Here is a 16,475-nt window from a genome sequence, read left to right as displayed (position 1 = left end):
TCCCGGACGAAGGGTCAGAGCATGGCGCGCAGCTCGTTGCGCACCAGCTTGCCGTTGGCGTTGTAGGGAAGGCGCTTGACCAGGCGGATGATGCGCGGCCGGCGGTCGGAGGCCAGCAGGCTCATGCACAGCACATGGAAGTCCGCCTCCTCGCCGCTCTCGGCGACGATGAAGACGGCGATCTCCTGGCCATAGGCGGGGTCGTCGATGCCGACCACGCCGACATCGACAATCCGAGGGTCCTTGCGCAGCAGGTTCTCGATCTCCTGCGGGGCGACGTTCACGCCGCCGCGCACGATCATGTCTGCCTCGCGGCCGACGATGGTGAGATAGCCCTCCGCGTCGAGCCGGCCGAAATCGCCGGGAATGCCCCAGCCCTCGCCCCAGCGCTCGGTGTTGGGCGCGCCCTCGGCCGCCTCGATGACGTCGTCGGCGAGGTTTGGCGTCCAGACCCGGATCAGTCCGGCCTGACCGGTGCCCAGCGGCCGTAGCGTCTCGGGATCGACGATCTCGATGCGCACGGTGCGCAGCGGGCGGCCGACACTCGCCGTATGGGAAAGCAGGTCCGGTCCGCCGAGTTGCGTCGCCGTGCCGGTGAGCCCGGAGGCATAGGTCATCACGTAGCCGCGGCTGAGCCTGGTATAGGCCTCGAGCTTGTCCTCGGCCGAGGCCGGTCCGCCAATGCTGCGCAACATGACCAGCCGATCGAAGAACGGGGTGGAGCGCTCGCCGACCTCGCGCGCCAGATTGCGGATCAGCGGCGGCGGCAGCGCGCAGGCGGTGGCGCCGCTGGCGGCGATCATCTCGACCAGTTCGCCGGCGCTGAACAGCGGCGAGGCAAAGCGGATCCTGGCTCCGTAGTGAAGCCCCGCCATGACCATGTTGCGCGTGGCGGCGAAGGACAGGTTCATCGGCGTGAAGATCAGCCCCCCCGTGCTCTCGCCTGTCGATTCGCGATCGAGCACGCGTCCGGTGGAGCGCTGATGGGAATGGACATAGGCCTTGGGCAGTCCCGTGGTGCCGGAGGACAGCGACATGAAGGCCGGGACCGCGTCGAGGTCGTCCTGCTGCGGCCAGGGCGCGTCCCAGGCCGGTCGCTCGCACCAGGTCTCGTTCCAGATCAGGCTTTCATACTGCTCCTCGCCCGACGGGCGGCGCTGCTCGACGATCAGGCGCGCGCCGAGCAGTTCGGCGATCCGGCGGCGCTGGGCGGCCGGGCTGCGGAAATCCATCAGCACGGGCGTGGCGCAGAGCCACCAGCAGGCCAGGCTGCAGACCAGCGCGTCCTCGTTGCCCACCAGGAAGAACAGCGCCCTGTCTCCCCGGGAAAGGCCGTTCTCGGCAAGCACCCTGGCAACGCCCGCGCTGCGCCGGAGCAGATCGGCGCCGGTGAATGCGCGCTCCGCCGTCTCCACGACAATCGAATCGTGGCGCGCGGCAAGATTGGCATGCAACAGCGTTCCGATGGCCGCAAGCCGGCCTGCCTGCGGAATCATCATCTCATTCCAGTCCGAGGAATTCCCGAATCGTCGCGTTGATCCGGTCGCGGTTGACCCGCTGGAAATCGCGGTGCTGGCCCGGCATCACCGCCGTGCGGATCGAGGCTTCGGGCCCGAGCCACTTCTGGTAATCGGCGAGCGTGGTCTCGCCCCACTGCGAACTGGCGACCAGCAGCACGTCGCAGGGATAGGAGGCCGGGGTGAAGCCGGCAAAGGCGCGGGTCAGGGATTTCTTGAAATTCTCGCGCCGGGCCTTGCGGCCGATCACCGAGCGGCCGAGGCCAAAGCGCTCGCAGACGCGCGACACGGCGCGCCAGAACCGCACCTGTCGGTCAAGGCTGCCGCGACGGGCTTTGGCATCACGGCCCGCCTTGACAGGCTTGAGCCAGAGGGAGCCGAGCGGCGGCGGATCAATGAGCACCAGTTGCGGCCGCTTGCCCGATTCGGTCTGCGCCTTGAGGCCCATGGTGAGCGCGATCAGTCCGCCGACGCAGATGCCGCCGAAGATGTTCGGCGTCTGCCCGGCGTAAGACCTGGCCGCGTCGAGATAGAGGCCGCTGATCTCGTCGGCATCGTCGAGCGGCGCTTCCCCTTCCCCCAGACCCATGCCGCGCATGGCGAGGATGCGCGCCCGGGAGCGGATGGTGTCATCGAGCCGGTTGGCAAACAGCGAACTGCCTCCCATGCCGTGCACCATCACCATAGCCGGCTTCTCCGTCCCGCCGGAAATCTCGGTGACCAGACGCGACAGGTCGCCGGCATGTCTCTGCCCCTGCACCACGGCCGCCAGGTCGCGCGGCGTCGATGCCTTGAGCAGCACCGAGGTCTGCAGCTTGACCGCGAAGGCCTCCTGCACGGCGAGGATGATGTTTTCCGCCATCAGCGAATCGCCGCCGAGATCGAAGAAATTGCCATCGGCCGAAACGGCCGGAAGGCGCATCTCGTCACGAAATATCCCGACTATCCTGGCGGTCGTATCCAACGGCGGTTCCCGTTAACACCTCTAGAACAAAGCAGTTTTCACAAATACCGCAGGAATTCAGATTTATCCAGTACCCACGGCCACCCAAATAGGGCGTCAGTTGATCACCAGCCGCAGGCCGTAGGCGACCACTGCAAGCGCCGCGACGCTTGCCAGCCAGATGGCGACGAACCAGGCGAGCCGCCTTGCCGTTTCTCCGACTGCCATCAGTGATAGCCCTCGTCGGGGTCCATCTTGCCGCGAAACACATAATAGGCATAGGCGGTGTAGGCGAGGATCATCGGCATCAGGATGAGGAAGCCGACGAGCGTGAACAGCAGGCTGCTCTCCGGCGCCGCCGCTTCCGCGATGGTCAGGCTCGGCGGCACGATGAAGGGGTAGAAACTGATGCCGATGCCGACGAAGCTCAGCACGAACAGCCCCTGCGAAGCCAGGAACGGATAGCGGTCGTGGCCCGAAGCCAGCCCGGAAAACAGCACCCAGGCGAGAGCCGCCACCAGCACCGGCACCACGACGGAGAAGGCAATTGTCGGCCAGGCGAACCAGCGCTGGAAGTAGAGCGGTTCCTGGAACGGCGTCCAGAGGCTCACGAGCCCGATGAGAGCGAGCGTGGCGATGCCGAGCAGCTTCGCGCGGCTGCGCATCCGGTCATGCATCTCGCCCTCGGTCTTCATCACCAGCCAGGTGGCGCCGAGCAGCGCGTAGCCGATGGCCACCGCCACGCCGGTCAGAAGCGAGAACGGCGTCAGCCAGTCCCACCAGCCGCCGGCATAGGCGCGGCCTTCGATCTCGATGCCCTGCACCAGCGCGCCCAGCGCGATGCCCTGCATCAGCGCCGCAACCAGCGAGCCGCCGAAGAAGGCCATGTCCCAGACGCCCTTCCAGCGCGCCGTGCGCCAGCGGTACTCGAAGGCGACGCCGCGGAAGACCAGCGCCAGCAGCATGGCGATGATCGGCACGTAGAGCGCGGGCAGCACGGTGGCGTAGGCGAGCGGGAAGACGGCGAGCAGGCCGCCGCCGCCCATCACCAGCCAGGTCTCGTTGCCGTCCCAGACGGGCGCCACGGAATTCATCATCAGCGAGCGCTCGCGCTCGTGCGGCTCGATCGCGAACAGGATGCCGACGCCGAGGTCGAAGCCGTCGAGAACGACATAGACCAGCACCGCGAAAGCGATGATGCCGGCCCAGATGAAGGGAAGATCGAAGACCATCTAGCGCTCCTGTGATCCGGTTTCGGCCGGCGCGTGTTCCATCGCCGGGCCGGGCGTGACGCCGGCGGCGCGGATCGGGCCGTCGACATTCTCGCTCTCGTCGATGACCGGCGCGCGGTGCATGAGGCGCAGGATGTAGAAGACGCCGGCGCCGAAGACGAAGAAATAGACCACGACGAAAGCGGTGAAGGAGGCGCCGACGGCGGGAGCGGCGATCGGCGCCAGCGAGTCGGAGGTCCTGAGCAGGCCGTAGACGGTGAAGGGCTGGCGGCCGACCTCGGTGGTGACCCAGCCGGCAAGCACGGCGACGAAGCCGGTCGGCCCCATCAGCACGGCGGCGCGGTGCAGCCAGCCGTCGGTGTAGATCCGGCCGCGCCAGCGCTGCACCAGGCTCCACAGGCCGAGGCCGAGCATGGCGAAGCCGAGGCCGACCATGATCCGGAAGCTCCAGAAGACGATGGGAACCGGGGGCTGGTCGGCCTCGGGAATGGTGTCGAGGCCCGCCATCGGCGCGTTCGGATCGTGCTTGAGGATGAGGCTGCCGAGCCTGGGGATCTCGAGCGCGTAGTCGATGCGCCGCTCCTCGGAATTTGGGATGCCGAACAGGATCAGCGGCGCGCCGTCCGGATGGCTCTGATAATGGCCCTCCATGGCCATGATCTTGACCGGCTGGTGCTCGAGCGTGTTGAGGCCGTGGGCGTCGCCGGCGACGATCTGCAGCGGCGTGACGAGCGCCGCCATCCACATGGCCATCGAGAACATGGTGCGCACGGCCGGCCCGCTGTGGCCCTTGATGAGGTGCCAGGCGCCGACGCCGCCGACCACGAAGGCGGTGGTGAGATAGGCCGCCAGCACCATGTGCACCAGGCGGTAGGGGAAGGACGGGTTGAAGACGATCGCCCACCAGTCTTCCGGCACGAACTGGCCGGCATCGTTGATCGAGTAGCCCGCCGGCGTCTGCATCCAGGAATTGACCGACAGGATCCAGGTGGCCGACGCCAGCGTGCCGACGGCGACCATGGCGGTGGCGAACATGTGCAGGCCCGGCCCGACCCTGGTGCGGCCGAAGAGCATGATGCCGAGGAAGCCCGCCTCGAGGAAGAAGGCGGAGAGCACCTCGTAGGCCATCAGCGGCCCCAGCACCGGTCCGGTCTTGTCGGCGAACACGCTCCAGTTGGTGCCGATCTGGTAGGACATGACGATGCCGGAGACGACACCCATGCCGAAGCCGATGGCGAAGATCTTCTTCCAGTAGTTGAACAGGCTCAGATAGGCGCGGTCCCCGGTCCAGAGGAAGGCGGCGTTGAGGACGGCGAGGAAGCTCGCAAGCCCGATGGAAAAGGCCGGGAAGATGATGTGGAAGGAGATGGTGAAGGCGAACTGAGCCCGCGCCAGAATTTCCGCCGTCAATCCGTAGGTCATCCCGTTCCCCTGACACATTCAACAGAACAGATAGATAGGCCATCCGTCCGCCGCTGGCCAGTTTGGCCAGCGTGACATAGGCGCGCAGCCGAGCACAGCGGCGCGCCGCAATCCGGCCGCGGAACCGCGGAAGCTGCCTCCAAGACAACACAGCAAGCCATTCTTCAATATAAATCATGATCAAATAACGTATTCAAGTTTCACTTTTAATTTATACATGCGTAAAACGATTTTTTATTGATGTTTATTGCGTTTTTATTGCGATGCGCTATGATTTCAGGGTGCGACAGGCGGGAATGACCGGGAAATGATCAGGTACCGGCTCCGCCGCCGCAGCTTTCACAACGGGAGACTTGCCATGAAGCACATCCTCACAGCTGCGTTGCTGGGCGCGGCCCTGCTCGCCGTCGGCCCGGCAGGCGCGGAGCAAATGCGGGTGACCGACGAAGCCATGCTTTCGGCGCTGGCTGAGCACTCCGCCAAATGGGACGACGCCTTCAACGCCAACACCGCCGACGCCATCGTCGCGCTTTACGCCGAAGACGCCGTCGAGATCACCAACCAGGGCCCGATCCGGGGCCGCGAGGCGATCAAGGCGCATTACGAGAAGCTGCTCGAGCGCTTCAAGTTCAGCGACCACGCCGGCAAGGTGACCAGTTCCCACATGATCGGCGACGACGGCAAGACGGTCTGGAGCGAGGGCGAGTACAGTTTCACCGCCTCCGACGACAAGGGCAACTCGATGCCGCTGCACGGCTACTGGTCGGCGATCTCCGTGCTGGAGGACGCTGTCTGGAAGGACGTCATGCAGACCTGGAACGTCGATCCCGGCCCGACACCGCCGGTTGCGGCGGTGCAGTAGGCCCCGCCCCCGATACAAGCCGAAGCGGCAGAAGCCCTTGAAGCACATCGCGTGATTTCCGATTCACGCGATGTGCTTTAGCTCTTTGTGCTTGTGCGTCATGGTCCCGAAACCGCTGCACATTTTCGGGCGAGATGCATTCGGCCAGGCGCATCCGCCGGTTGGCGGGTGCGCTCACGCGGGTCGCCGCCGGACGAGCCGGCTGTCGCATGGTCCTGCATTCTTTGCGCGGAGCATCGGCCACGCGCGGCGCCTTGCAGGCACGCCGGACCGGTTGTCGGACGGCACCATGCGCGCGCCGCGGCGGGCGTCGTCGCGTTGACCCGCGCCGGGCCGGAAGCCGGTTCACCTGCATCAGGCGGCCCAGAGCCGGCGAACGCCTTGATGCGGGCGCCGCTCTCGCGCGGCCGCCCTCCGCAGCGATCGACCGCAGGTCCGGCCAGGCGCGGCTGCGCAGCGCGCACGAATGGCGCGCGCTGATGCGTGCCAAGCAGCCCGGTTAAGCATCGGGCACCGGTCAAGGGACGGCCGCGGGTCGCCCCGGTCATGCCGCGATCGGGGTCAGGATGGCTCCGCCCATTCCATCCTCGCACCGGGTTCAGCTGCCACACTCGCCGCAACAGGCTGATTCCAGTGACGGAACCCACTCGGCAGGACGAAAAGATGACGCAAGCCACGCACCGGACCTGTCATGTCTGCCGGCGGCATCTGCCGCCGCACTCGCTGCGGCCGTGGATCTCCGTGCGGCCGGGCGTCTCGGCGCTGATTGCCCGCGACCACGCCGACTGGGGCGACGGCAAGTTCATCTGCAGCGACGACCTCGCCGGCTACCGGCGCCGCTACGTCGAGAACATGCTCGAGGACGAGCGCGGCGAGATCTCGGCGCTTGACCGCCAGGTGCTCTCCAGCCTGCAGAACAACGAGATCGTCTCCGTCGACCCCGCCGGCCTGATCGACGAGCACATGACCATCGGCGACCGGGCCGCCGACAAGGTGGCGCAGTTTGGTGGCTCCTGGACCTTCATCCTCTCCTTCGCGGTGGTGCTGGTCATCTGGATGATGCTCAACGTCACCGGCCTGCTCTTTGCCGCCTTCGACCCCTACCCCTTCATCCTGCTCAACCTCGTGCTCTCCTGCATCGCCGCCATCCAGGCGCCGGTGATCATGATGAGCCAGCGCCGGCAGGAAACAAAGGATCGCCTGCGCGCCGAAAACGACTACAAGGTCAATCTCAAGGCGGAGCTGGAAATCCGCCAGCTGCACGAGAAGATCGACCATCAGCTGGCCCATCAGTGGGAGCGGCTGGCGGAAATGCAGCAATTGCAGATCGAACTGTTGGAAGAGCGCCTTGGACCAAGAAACTGACGAGGCCGACCGGACTGAAAAGTCCGACATGATCGCCTCCCTCGAGAGCGCCCTGCTGCATCCGGCGGTCAAGCTGATGATCGGCGGCGGCATTTTCGCCATCGCCATCGTCGTGCTGCACCGCCTGGCGGTCAATGTCGGCTGGACCGAGGTCCAGGCCGACATTGCCGCACTGCCGCTGTCGCATCTCATGCTGGCGCTCGCCTTCACCGCCGCGAGCTTCATGGCGCTGGCCTGCTACGACGTGCTGGCCGTGCATTCGGTGGCGCCGGGACGGGTGCCCGTGGGCGTGGCCGCGACCGCGGGAGCGGCGGGCTACGCCATCTCAAACCTGCTCGGATTTTCCTGGCTGACCGGGGCCGCGGTCCGCGCCCGCATCTACGACACCTATGACATGAACATGGGCGCCATCGGCAATGTGGTGGCGACCCTGTGGTTCTCGTTCTGGCTGGGCGTCACGATCCTGACCGGACTGCTCCTGACCTTCCATCCCGCGGGCCTGGGGTCGACGCTCAATCTGTCCGCGCCGGCCGAGACCGGCATCGGCATCGGGCTGCTGACGCTGTTCGTGCTGCTGATCGGGTGGCTTGCCGGCGGCAGGCGGTCGGTGGGCCACAGGGGCTTCCGGATCCAGCTTCCGGGCGCGGAGATGGCGCTTGCGCAGACCGCGGTGGCGGTGTTCGACATCATCTCGGCGGCGCTCACCCTCTATGTGCTGCTGCCGCCCGACCTGGCGCAGAATTTCGCCCTGTTCTTCGTCGTCTTCGTGGCCGCGATCGGGCTCGGCATCGTCAGCCATTCACCCGGCGGCATCGGCGTCTTCGAGGCGACGATGATCGCCGGACTGGGGGCCGCCGGCCGCTCCGACATGCTCGCAAGCCTCGTGCTCTACCGGCTTGTCTACTACGTCATCCCGTTCTCGATCGCCGTCTGCGGCCTGGCGCTGGCCTGGATCATGCGGTCGCCGGACACGGACAAGCGCACCGGCCGCAAGATCTACTCCATCGTCAAGCCGCTCATCCACGCCGCCAGCGCCGGCATCGCGCTGATGGCCGGGCTGACGCTGCTGGTCTCGGGCAGCCTGCCGGCCGAGTTCGGCCGCATGCGGGCGCTGCAGGAGGTCTCGCTGCTGTCGCTCGTCGAGGCTTCGCACCTGATCGGTTCGGTTGCCGGCGTGCTGCTCATCATCGTCGCCCGCGGACTCTACCGCAAGCAGGCCAAGGCCTGGTGGATTGCCATGGCGCTGATTGCCATCGGCGCGGCCGCGTCCGTCGCCAGGGGCGCGGGCTGGCTGCAGGCGGAAGCCCTGCTGGCCGCACTGGTGCTGCTGGGGACGTTCCGCAACGCCTTCTACCGGGGGCCGAACCAGGCGGTGTTCTCCCCGAGCTGGCGCTGGCTGATCGTCTCGGCCATGGCGGTGACGGCGGCGATCTGGATCGGGCTGTTTGCCTATTCCAATGTCGAATATTCCAACGAGCTGTGGTGGGATTTTGCCTGGCACGGCGATGCCCCGCGGTTCCTGCGCGCTTCGCTGGCGATCGCCGTCATTCTGCTGGCGGTGGCGCTCAACGCCTGGATCGGCGGTTCCGGCCCGCGGCTCAAGCCCGAGCCGATTCCCGACCGGGTGCGCGATCTGGTGGCGGCATCGCCGGAGGCGGAAGCAGGTCTGGCGCTGACCGGCGACAAGCGCTTCCTGCTGTCGGAAGACGGCAAGGCCTTCATCGCCTATGCCGATGGCGGCGGCACGCTGGTTGCCAAGGGCGACCCGGTGGGCGAGCCCAGGGCCGGCGCCGATCTCTGCTGGCAACTGCGCGGCCTGGCCGACGCCAGCGGCAAGACATGCGCCTTCTACGCCACCTCGGAAAAATACCTGCCGACCTATGTCGAGATGGGGTTCTCGATCCTCAAGATCGGCGAGGTGGCGCGCGTCAACCTGGTGGGGCTGACGCTCGACGGTCCGGACAAGGGCTATTTCCGCCGGGCGCGCAACAAGGCGCGGCGCGAGGGCTACGAGTTCGACATCATTCCGGCGCGCCAGGTCAAGGCGCATCTCGCCGACCTCCGGCGCGTCTCGGAAGCCTGGCTCGAATCCAAGCACGGCACCGAGAAGGGCTTTTCGCTCGGCTCCTTCAACGAGCAGTATCTCGCCCATTTCGACCAGGCCGTCATCCGCCACACGGAAGACAACCGCATCATTGCGTTTGCCAATCTGCTGCAGGGCGCCGACATGGAGGAATTCTCCATCGACCTGATGCGCTACGACCCGGAAATCCCCGGCTTCGTAATGGATGCGCTGTTCGGCGAACTGATGCTGTGGGGCGCCGACAAGGGGTTTCGCTGGTTCTCGCTCGGCGCCGCACCCCTCTCGGGGCTGAAGAGCGGGCCGATGGCGACGATGTGGAACCGCATCGGCAACGCGGTCTTCAAGCATGGCGAGCATTTCTACAATTTCGAGGGCCTGCGCGCCTTCAAGCAGAAGTTCAATCCGGTCTGGACCCCGAGCTACATGGCGGTGCCGCGCGCCATCGATGCGCCGGGCGTGCTGATGGATGTCAACGGCCTGGTCTCGGGCGGCATCAAGGGGCTGGTCTCGGCCGGCGCCAAGGGAATCCTGAGGTAGGTCATGATCAAGAACTATGCCGACCACTCGGCCAATGAACGCACATTCCTCGCCTGGGTCCGCACCGCCATGGCGGTGGTCGGCTTCGGGCTGGCCGCGGCAAGGCTCGATCCGGGCGCGCCCTCGACCGGCTCCGAGATCGGCCTGCTCGCCGCCGGCGGGCTGGTGGTGCTGATCGCCTATCTGAGGATGCTCAGGCTCAGAAAACGCATCGCGCTCGAAGCCGAAGTCGACGACGGCTCGTTCGGACCCGACGCGATGCTGCTGGCGCTGGTGATGGCGCTGTTCCTGCTGCTGGGCGCTTTCGGGCTGCATGTGGATAGTTGAGGGCGGGAGTTTGATACGCTCGGCGGCCAAAGTCCGCTTCGCGCCCTAATTTCGGCCGTTCAGGCTCCTCGGTGAGACGCTCGGAAGCTGCCATTCGACAAGTCGAGCAGCAACTGCTGAGAGGGGAAACAGACGCTCGGAATGGCGGGCCATTTCTGCACCAGCTGGTAGGAGGTCGACTTCCGCTGAATCTGATCCGAATTACTGAGTTGGGGGCGCTTTGGACAAATTGCTTGCTTAGTGATCGCCAATACTGCGACTATGGCCACTAGGGAAATTGGCTTTGAGGTTCATCCGTGTTGGGGTCTGCGCTTTATTATCCTCACATTGATATTCATGACAGCACTTGGTTGCGCTCAGCAATTCTGTTCTGGGACGAAATTAAGACGATCGCACCGCGTGCCATTAATCAGCCATATCAGAACGCCGACACTAACATGCTCTGGCGCGAAGGGTTCATTGAGCCGTTGAGATGCGACCTTCATCCCGATCTGCTTGACGTTCTCGGCAAACGGGTGGTTGGCCTGATGGACAGTGGCTTCTTCCGACGAGACTTGGACTCCAACCGAATGGGCCGGGACCCCAATCGCTACGCGCTGATGCACGCGGACAAGATTGGCATGAATATTCGCGATCAGTTCAGGTACGCCCATATACATCCTGAAAAGCTCTCGCCAGCGCTCAGGAGCCTCGCGATGCGAACTGGTTTGGCGCACATGCATCGGGGCAAGATCGACCCTGGTTTACGTGACCATTTTGAGGAGATGCGGTTTGTCGCAATGCATCCCGGAAAAATGTCCCGGCATTTAGAGGACATCGTTCATCACGCCAATCGGCGTTTCAACAACGACGGCGAATGGCTGCTTGTCGATAGCCTGTTTGCTGAAGTCTACATGGCTGCTCTTGCTGCCTTGCTGTCCAAGGAAACGGAGCTAGCGGCGCTGACGAATGAAGAGCCTGCAATGGGCGTGAACCTTCACACGTTACTGGATGATGTGAAACCTTCGTCGGAGTCAGAAAAGAAGGGAGCACTTATCTCATTCGTCATGGAGGCGCTTCGCGTCGATCCGGCAACACGGGTCGATAAGCTGCTGGACTTCCGGCGTGCGCGCGCAGTTCAACTGGCGGAGCTATCTGGGCATTTCGAGGAGCTCTCTTCCAAGATCGGCGCCTGTGAAACCGGTAAGGAACTCGAGGAGAAGGCGAAGCAAGTCTATAAACGGCGAATTCGCCCGAAGTTGGAGGCGTTGAGAAGCGAATTGAAAGACAACTCGATCCAATCCGTTTGGGAGGGTGTTCAGCGCGCCGTCACGGTCTCCGTACCCGCAGGCGGAGCACTGGCATATTTCACCGGTTTGACTGGCACGACGTTGCTCGCCGCAGGGGCAGCGATTGCGGTCACAGACGTATCCGTGAAAACGCATCTTGCGCGAAACAAGGCACGTCGCGCTTCTCCATTCACGTATTTGCTCGACGTTGAGCGCAAATTCTCCGCGAGCGATTTCTGAGGGCTAAATGCCCTCTACGTCGACAGCTATTGATAACTTCGTCTATGCCAAGCAGAAGCAGCCATCTGCCGGGAAGCTATCCAACGGTTGATTTGGGTCGGTCGCGATGGATCTAGTGCCTCGGGCTTATGTCCGTTTTTGTGAGGTTCCCGATAAGTGCGAACTGTCCTCTTACGGCCCCATTTCAGCGTTCATTCCCGCCGCACCGAACCACCCCTCCCTGCCCTTCTGACACCTCGTTGAATTCCCTCCCACCGCCCCTCCCGGCATGGAAAAGGCGGACATCTCTGCCCGCCCCTTTAGTTCAGCGATAATGCCCGCCGCTCACGCCGCGTCGGCCTTGTCCTGTTCCGGGGTGTCGAAGCGGGCGAGGTCGAACATGCGTTGCTGTTCGCTTGCCCAGGCCTCGATGTCGTAGGTGGCCACCGTGCGGCGCATGACGGTCATGCGCGCCCGGCGTTCGTCTTCCGGCATTTCCAGCGCCTGGTCGATCGACCAGTTCATCATCCCGTCGGAGAACGGATTGGTCAGCACGGCGGATTCGAGCGCGATGGCGGTGCCGGCGAATTCCGAGAGCACCAGAACGCCGTCGCCGTCGGTGCGGGCGGCGACATATTCCTGCGCCACCAGGTTGAGCCCGTCGGCCAGCGGCGTGATCCAGGCGATGTCGGCTGCGCGGTAATAGGCGATCAGCTCGGCGAAGGGGACGGCGCGCGAGATCAGCGCCACCGGCTGCCAGTCGAAACTGCCGAAGCGGCCGTTGATGCGGCCGGCGATCTGCTCGATCTCGTTCTGGATGGATTCATAGGCGGTCATCGAGCGGTTGGCCTGCACAGAGACATGCATCAGCCTCACCTTGCCGCGCAAGGCCGGCTGGCGCTCCAGCAGCCGCTCATAGGTGAGCAGCTGCTCGATATTGCCCTTGGTGTAGTCGGTGCGGGCGACCGAGATGATGAGCCTGGCGTCGCCGAGTTCGGCCTTGATGGCGCGCACGCGCGCCTCGGTCTCGTCGTTCGAGGCGATGCTTTCGACATAGCCGGCATTGACGCCCACCGGGAAGGCGCTGATGTGGACCTTGCGGCCCTGATGCATCAGGGAGACCGGCACCGAGCGTTCCGACAGCGCGGTGCCCTCGCCGAGGAAATCGCCGCGCACCTGTTCGCGCTCCGGCGGCGCCACATCGAAGAGCGAGCGGACGACGGAGACGAAATTGTTGGCGTAGCGCGGGATGTGGAAGCCGACCACGTCGGCGGCGAGCAGGCTCTTGATGATCTCGCGGCGCCAGGGCAGCACGTTGAACATGTCGGCCGAGGGGAACGGCGTGTGGTGGAAGAAGGAAATCCGCACATCGGGGCGCAGCTGGCGCAGATAGCCGGGCACGAGCCAGAGATTGTAGTCGTGCACCCAGACGACGGCGCCGGGAGCGGCTTCGGCGGCGGCGGCCTCGGCGAAGGCCCAGTTGACCTCGCGGAAAGTGGGCCAGTCGACCGGGTCGTAATTGTAGCGATCCTTGAAGGAGTGCAGGATCGGCCAGAACGCCTCCTTGGAGGTGATGTGGTAGAAGCTCGACACCTGCGCCCGGGTCAGCGGCAGCCGCGACACCGAATAGGTCCCGAACGTGTCCTCCACCTCGACCACGCGCTCGAAATCCGGATTGGCCGGATCCTCGGCCATCTTCCAGGCCACCCAGGAGCCTTTCTCGACATTGGCGAAGAAGCCCTTGAGCGTCGGCACGATGCCGTTGGGGCTGGAATTGGCGCGGCGGACGACGACGCCGTCCTCCTCCACTTCCTCGAAGGGCTGGCGATGGTAGACGATGACGAGATCAGAGGGCATTGGTGATTCCTTTTTCGATCGGCAGCAGGCCGAAGACGGCGATCGCCTCGGTGATGCCGGCGGTTCCGATTCCGGCGGCCTTGTAGACAGTCGGCAAATGGCGGACCTGGTCGATGAGCTTCTGTTCGGAGCCGCCGACGGCCACCGCGTTGAGGCCGCAGGCGAGCATCGACAGGTCGTTGAGCGTGTCGCCGGCGGCGAGCACCCGCTCCTCGGGCACGCCGAGGTGGCTCACCAGCTTTCTGAGCGACGGGCCCTTGGAGATGCCGGAGGGCAGCACGTCGAAGAAGCGGTTGGCCGAGACGATGACGTCGAAGCCCATCTCGCGGATCATCGCCTCGGTGGCCGGGTCGTGCAGGTCGGCATCGAGATCGTAGCTCACGCGGTAGCGGAAGGCGGTCGGCTGCAGGGTGAGGCCGGGCGCGCCTTCCAGCGCCTTGCGCACCCTGGCGCCGCTGTTGCCCCAGCGCTCGGCGATGTCCGCCTCGAGCACGGCCACCGGGCGGACCGGCGTGTTGGAACCGGGATGCACGGAGGCGATGGTGGTGCCGACATCGCCGATCAGCAGGTCGGGCCAGGGCACGAAGCCCTCGGCGCACAGGTCGGTGATGAATTCGGGATCGCGGCCGGTGACGAAGACGAGAGCGACATCGTCGCGATGGGCGGCGATGAGATCGTAGAGGGCGCGGCGGTCGTCGTCGCTGCCGCCGAGAAAGGTGCCGTCGAGGTCGGTGGCCAGCAGCATGCGCCGCTCGTGCCATGGCTTGTCGCCGGGATTGGGAGCGGGAATCATGCGAAGGCCCTCGCGAATGTGTCGATCGCCTCGACGCTGGCGGGATGGGCCATCTCGAAGCTCAGCGCCCGCGGCTCGCCCCGGATCGGCTGCGACCAGAGCGCCGCGAAGGTCTCGCCCAGATCGGCGCCGCAATGCAGGATCTCGCGAACCGCCTCCGAGATCGGCATCTCGACGCCGACGCGACGGGCAAGATCGGTGAGCGAGATGGCGGTGTTCTCGCCCTCGACCACCACGGGGGCGCCGCCGAAGCACATCGGCCGGGCGATGCCCTGCCCCAGCTGCAGGCCGAGCGACATGTTGCGCGACGAACTGCTCGAACAGGTGAGCGTCAGGTCGCCGACGCCGGATAGGCCGGTGACGGTCTCGCGGCTGCCGCCCAGCGCCGCGGCAAGCGCCTTCATCTCGTCGAGGCCGCGCGTGATCAGCGCCGCGCGGGTGTTTTCGGCAAAGCCGGCCCCGGTCATCATGCCGCAGGCAATGGCGATGACGTTCTTGACCGCGCCGCCGATCTCGACGCCGATGACATCGTCGGAAACATAGGGCCGGAACCACTCCGACCCCATGGCCAGCGCCATGCGCGCGGCGGGGCTGGTCTGGGGAGCGGCGCGTTCAGCCGACGTGAAGGGGGCTGCGATGGTGACCGCAGTGGGATAGCCCCTGGCGGTCTCGTGGGCGAAGGTCGGGCCGGAGAGCACGCCGACCGTGTGGCGCGGCATTTCGGCGCCGACGACATCGCTCATCATCATGCCGGTCCCGGCCTCGATGCCCTTTGAACAGACGAAGACCGGCACGCCGCCGAGATGTTGGTCGAGGCGGCGCGCCATGGCGCGAATGCTCGACGACGGCGTCACCAGCAGCACGGCATCGGCGTCCGAGACGGCCACCGCCATGTCGGCGGTGACCGAAAGGCCGGCGGGGAAATCGACCTCCGGCAGGTAGCGGCTGTTGCGGCCCTGCCGGGCCATCGCCTCGACATGGGCCGGGTCGCGCCCCCAGAGGCGGACCACGCGTCCGGCGGATGCCGCCGTCATGGCGAGTGCCGTGCCCCAGGCGCCGGCGCCGATGACGGCGATGCTGCGGATCGGGCGCTGGTCCGGCAGGACAATGGGGGAATGGATCGTTTCGTCGTGCATGTCCAAATGACAGCCTCCTGGGTCTGGTTGCGAAGATCCGGCGGCGGCGACAGAAAGCCGTGACGGCTCCATGCTGAGCCGGGGCGACAATGTCGCGCCCTCCGGAATCGCGGGAACCAGGGCCTGAACGGGGTTCAGGCGCGGCACAGAAAATGGTGGGGGCGAAGACCGATAGCTCAAGTCCGTCGCCAGCTCGATTCCCGCTTGTGCGCTGCAGCATTGAACATAGAGGAATTGCCGACAAATACAATCGTTTCGCAGGTATTTTTTCGACTACCGTTTGTTGCATGCAACCTTAAATGCAATTCAAATATTGGTCGACGAACTACCATAAAATCCCGCTTACTTTATATATAGCCTGCCAATAAATAAACCAAACCGATATTATCATAAATCTATATTTGGAACTTTGGCAGCCTATACGCCGGCGGAGACCCGCCCTACGGCATTCACACATTGTTATGGTCGGCCACCAGCGGGATGAGGAGATGCGATTTCAGCATCCTGATGCAACTGGCGAGCCCAACGGAGGCTGTGGCAACCCGGCAATTGCGGAGGTGCCGCGGGCAAGCCCCTCCCCCTTGAGGGGCTACGAGATTCACACATCTGGTGGCCCATGGCGGCGCTGGGAAACCTGTTCTGCTGCATGGGCATTTCGGTTTCCTTCCAACTGAAGATGACCTCTCCAGTTTTTGATGCAGTCCAAGGCCAGTCCCCGTTTGTGCAACCATTGATACCCCCACCCCTAACCCCTCCCCTCAAGGGGGAGGGGGACAAACGCTGCGTTGCCGCCGACTGACCGTCGATCCGCCTTGTTCAAGCTGGACCGGATGCCGCCACGCACGCGGAGCAAAGCCTCCCTCCCCCTTGAGGGGGTCCGAAGGACGGCGAGCGACCCGTGGCGCGAGCCAGTT

13 protein-coding genes are annotated in these 16,475 nt (G+C 65.0%); 5 read left to right on the top strand and 8 right to left on the bottom strand.

Translation table 11 applies throughout. The features are described 5' to 3' along the window. Nucleotides 1-14: 14 nt before the first annotated feature. The 5 genes from DFR52_RS00880 to DFR52_RS00860 form a co-directional block, all read right to left on the bottom strand. Nucleotides 15-1,499: a class I adenylate-forming enzyme family protein gene (locus DFR52_RS00880; protein WP_110030051.1), complete on the bottom strand. Its 1,485-nt coding sequence runs from the start codon at nt 1,497-1,499 to the stop codon at nt 15-17. 1 nt (nt 1,500) lies between these two features. Beyond that, complete coding sequence (locus DFR52_RS00875; RefSeq protein ID WP_280954174.1) at nt 1,501-2,481, bottom strand: thioesterase domain-containing protein; 981 nt, start codon at nt 2,479-2,481, stop codon at nt 1,501-1,503. Nucleotides 2,482-2,577: 96 nt separating this feature from the next. After that, nucleotides 2,578-2,688 carry a DUF2474 family protein gene (locus DFR52_RS00870; RefSeq protein ID WP_110030049.1) on the bottom strand — a complete coding sequence of 37 codons (111 nt, stop codon included), beginning with the start codon at nt 2,686-2,688 and terminating at the stop codon, nt 2,578-2,580. Further along, nucleotides 2,688-3,692, bottom strand: a complete 1,005-nt coding sequence (cydB, locus tag DFR52_RS00865; protein ID WP_110030048.1) for a cytochrome d ubiquinol oxidase subunit II — start codon at nt 3,690-3,692, stop codon at nt 2,688-2,690. The genes DFR52_RS00870 and cydB overlap by 1 nt, the downstream gene beginning before the upstream one ends. After that, on the bottom strand, nt 3,693-5,114 hold the full coding sequence (locus tag DFR52_RS00860; protein WP_110030047.1) for a cytochrome ubiquinol oxidase subunit I: 1,422 nt from the start codon (nt 5,112-5,114) through the stop codon (nt 3,693-3,695). Between the two features lie 358 nt (nt 5,115-5,472). Between DFR52_RS00860 and DFR52_RS00855 the strand changes: the two genes are divergently transcribed. The 5 genes from DFR52_RS00855 (at nt 5,473) to DFR52_RS00835 (ending at nt 11,796) form a co-directional block, all read left to right on the top strand. Further along, on the top strand, nt 5,473-5,976 hold the full coding sequence (locus DFR52_RS00855) for a YybH family protein (RefSeq protein ID WP_158284819.1): 504 nt from the start codon (nt 5,473-5,475) through the stop codon (nt 5,974-5,976). Nucleotides 5,977-6,639: 663 nt separating this feature from the next. After that, nucleotides 6,640-7,341 (top strand): DUF1003 domain-containing protein, encoded by a 702-nt coding sequence (locus DFR52_RS00850; protein ID WP_110030045.1) that lies wholly within the window; start codon nt 6,640-6,642, stop codon nt 7,339-7,341. Next, nucleotides 7,325-9,961: a bifunctional lysylphosphatidylglycerol flippase/synthetase MprF gene (mprF, locus tag DFR52_RS00845; protein WP_210205744.1), complete on the top strand. Its 2,637-nt coding sequence runs from the start codon at nt 7,325-7,327 to the stop codon at nt 9,959-9,961. The genes DFR52_RS00850 and mprF overlap by 17 nt, the downstream gene beginning before the upstream one ends. Before the next feature lie 3 nt (nt 9,962-9,964). Continuing rightward, nucleotides 9,965-10,288: a YidH family protein gene (locus tag DFR52_RS00840; protein ID WP_110030043.1), complete on the top strand. Its 324-nt coding sequence runs from the start codon at nt 9,965-9,967 to the stop codon at nt 10,286-10,288. A gap of 299 nt (nt 10,289-10,587) precedes the next feature. Beyond that, nucleotides 10,588-11,796 carry a DUF6236 family protein gene (locus DFR52_RS00835; RefSeq protein ID WP_146215515.1) on the top strand — a complete coding sequence of 403 codons (1,209 nt, stop codon included), beginning with the start codon at nt 10,588-10,590 and terminating at the stop codon, nt 11,794-11,796. A gap of 324 nt (nt 11,797-12,120) precedes the next feature. On the opposite strand, the gene ggpS is transcribed toward DFR52_RS00835, so the two are convergent. From ggpS to DFR52_RS00820, 3 genes are read right to left on the bottom strand one after another with little or no spacing between them, the layout of a single operon-like run. After that, nucleotides 12,121-13,632, bottom strand: a complete 1,512-nt coding sequence (ggpS, locus tag DFR52_RS00830) for a glucosylglycerol-phosphate synthase (protein WP_110030041.1) — start codon at nt 13,630-13,632, stop codon at nt 12,121-12,123. Continuing rightward, on the bottom strand, nt 13,622-14,425 hold the full coding sequence (locus tag DFR52_RS00825; protein WP_110030040.1) for an HAD family hydrolase: 804 nt from the start codon (nt 14,423-14,425) through the stop codon (nt 13,622-13,624). Before DFR52_RS00825 ends, ggpS begins: the two co-directional genes overlap by 11 nt. Beyond that, nucleotides 14,422-15,561, bottom strand: a complete 1,140-nt coding sequence (locus DFR52_RS00820) for an NAD(P)H-dependent glycerol-3-phosphate dehydrogenase (RefSeq protein ID WP_110031053.1) — start codon at nt 15,559-15,561, stop codon at nt 14,422-14,424. The genes DFR52_RS00825 and DFR52_RS00820 overlap by 4 nt, the downstream gene beginning before the upstream one ends. Nucleotides 15,562-16,475: the final 914 nt, after the last annotated feature.

Origin of the sequence: Hoeflea marina (assembly GCF_003182275.1) — a bacterium.
Lineage (GTDB): Bacteria > Pseudomonadota > Alphaproteobacteria > Rhizobiales > Rhizobiaceae > Hoeflea > Hoeflea marina.
Note: the sequence above shows the minus strand (reverse complement) of the source record. Positions and strands in the feature narration are given on the sequence as shown.

Coding starts and splice junctions, on each gene's coding strand:
- DFR52_RS00880 (WP_110030051.1), bottom strand. CDS start 1,499: ATGATGATTCCGCAGGCAGGCCGGCTTGCGGCCATCGGAACGCTGTTG.
- DFR52_RS00870 (WP_110030049.1), bottom strand. CDS start 2,688: ATGGCAGTCGGAGAAACGGCAAGGCGGCTCGCCTGGTTCGTCGCCATC.
- cydB (WP_110030048.1), bottom strand. CDS start 3,692: ATGGTCTTCGATCTTCCCTTCATCTGGGCCGGCATCATCGCTTTCGCG.
- DFR52_RS00860 (WP_110030047.1), bottom strand. CDS start 5,114: ATGACCTACGGATTGACGGCGGAAATTCTGGCGCGGGCTCAGTTCGCC.
- DFR52_RS00855 (WP_158284819.1), top strand. CDS start 5,473: ATGAAGCACATCCTCACAGCTGCGTTGCTGGGCGCGGCCCTGCTCGCC.
- DFR52_RS00850 (WP_110030045.1), top strand. CDS start 6,640: ATGACGCAAGCCACGCACCGGACCTGTCATGTCTGCCGGCGGCATCTG.
- DFR52_RS00840 (WP_110030043.1), top strand. CDS start 9,965: ATGATCAAGAACTATGCCGACCACTCGGCCAATGAACGCACATTCCTC.
- ggpS (WP_110030041.1), bottom strand. CDS start 13,632: ATGCCCTCTGATCTCGTCATCGTCTACCATCGCCAGCCCTTCGAGGAA.
- DFR52_RS00825 (WP_110030040.1), bottom strand. CDS start 14,425: ATGATTCCCGCTCCCAATCCCGGCGACAAGCCATGGCACGAGCGGCGC.
- DFR52_RS00820 (WP_110031053.1), bottom strand. CDS start 15,561: ATGCACGACGAAACGATCCATTCCCCCATTGTCCTGCCGGACCAGCGC.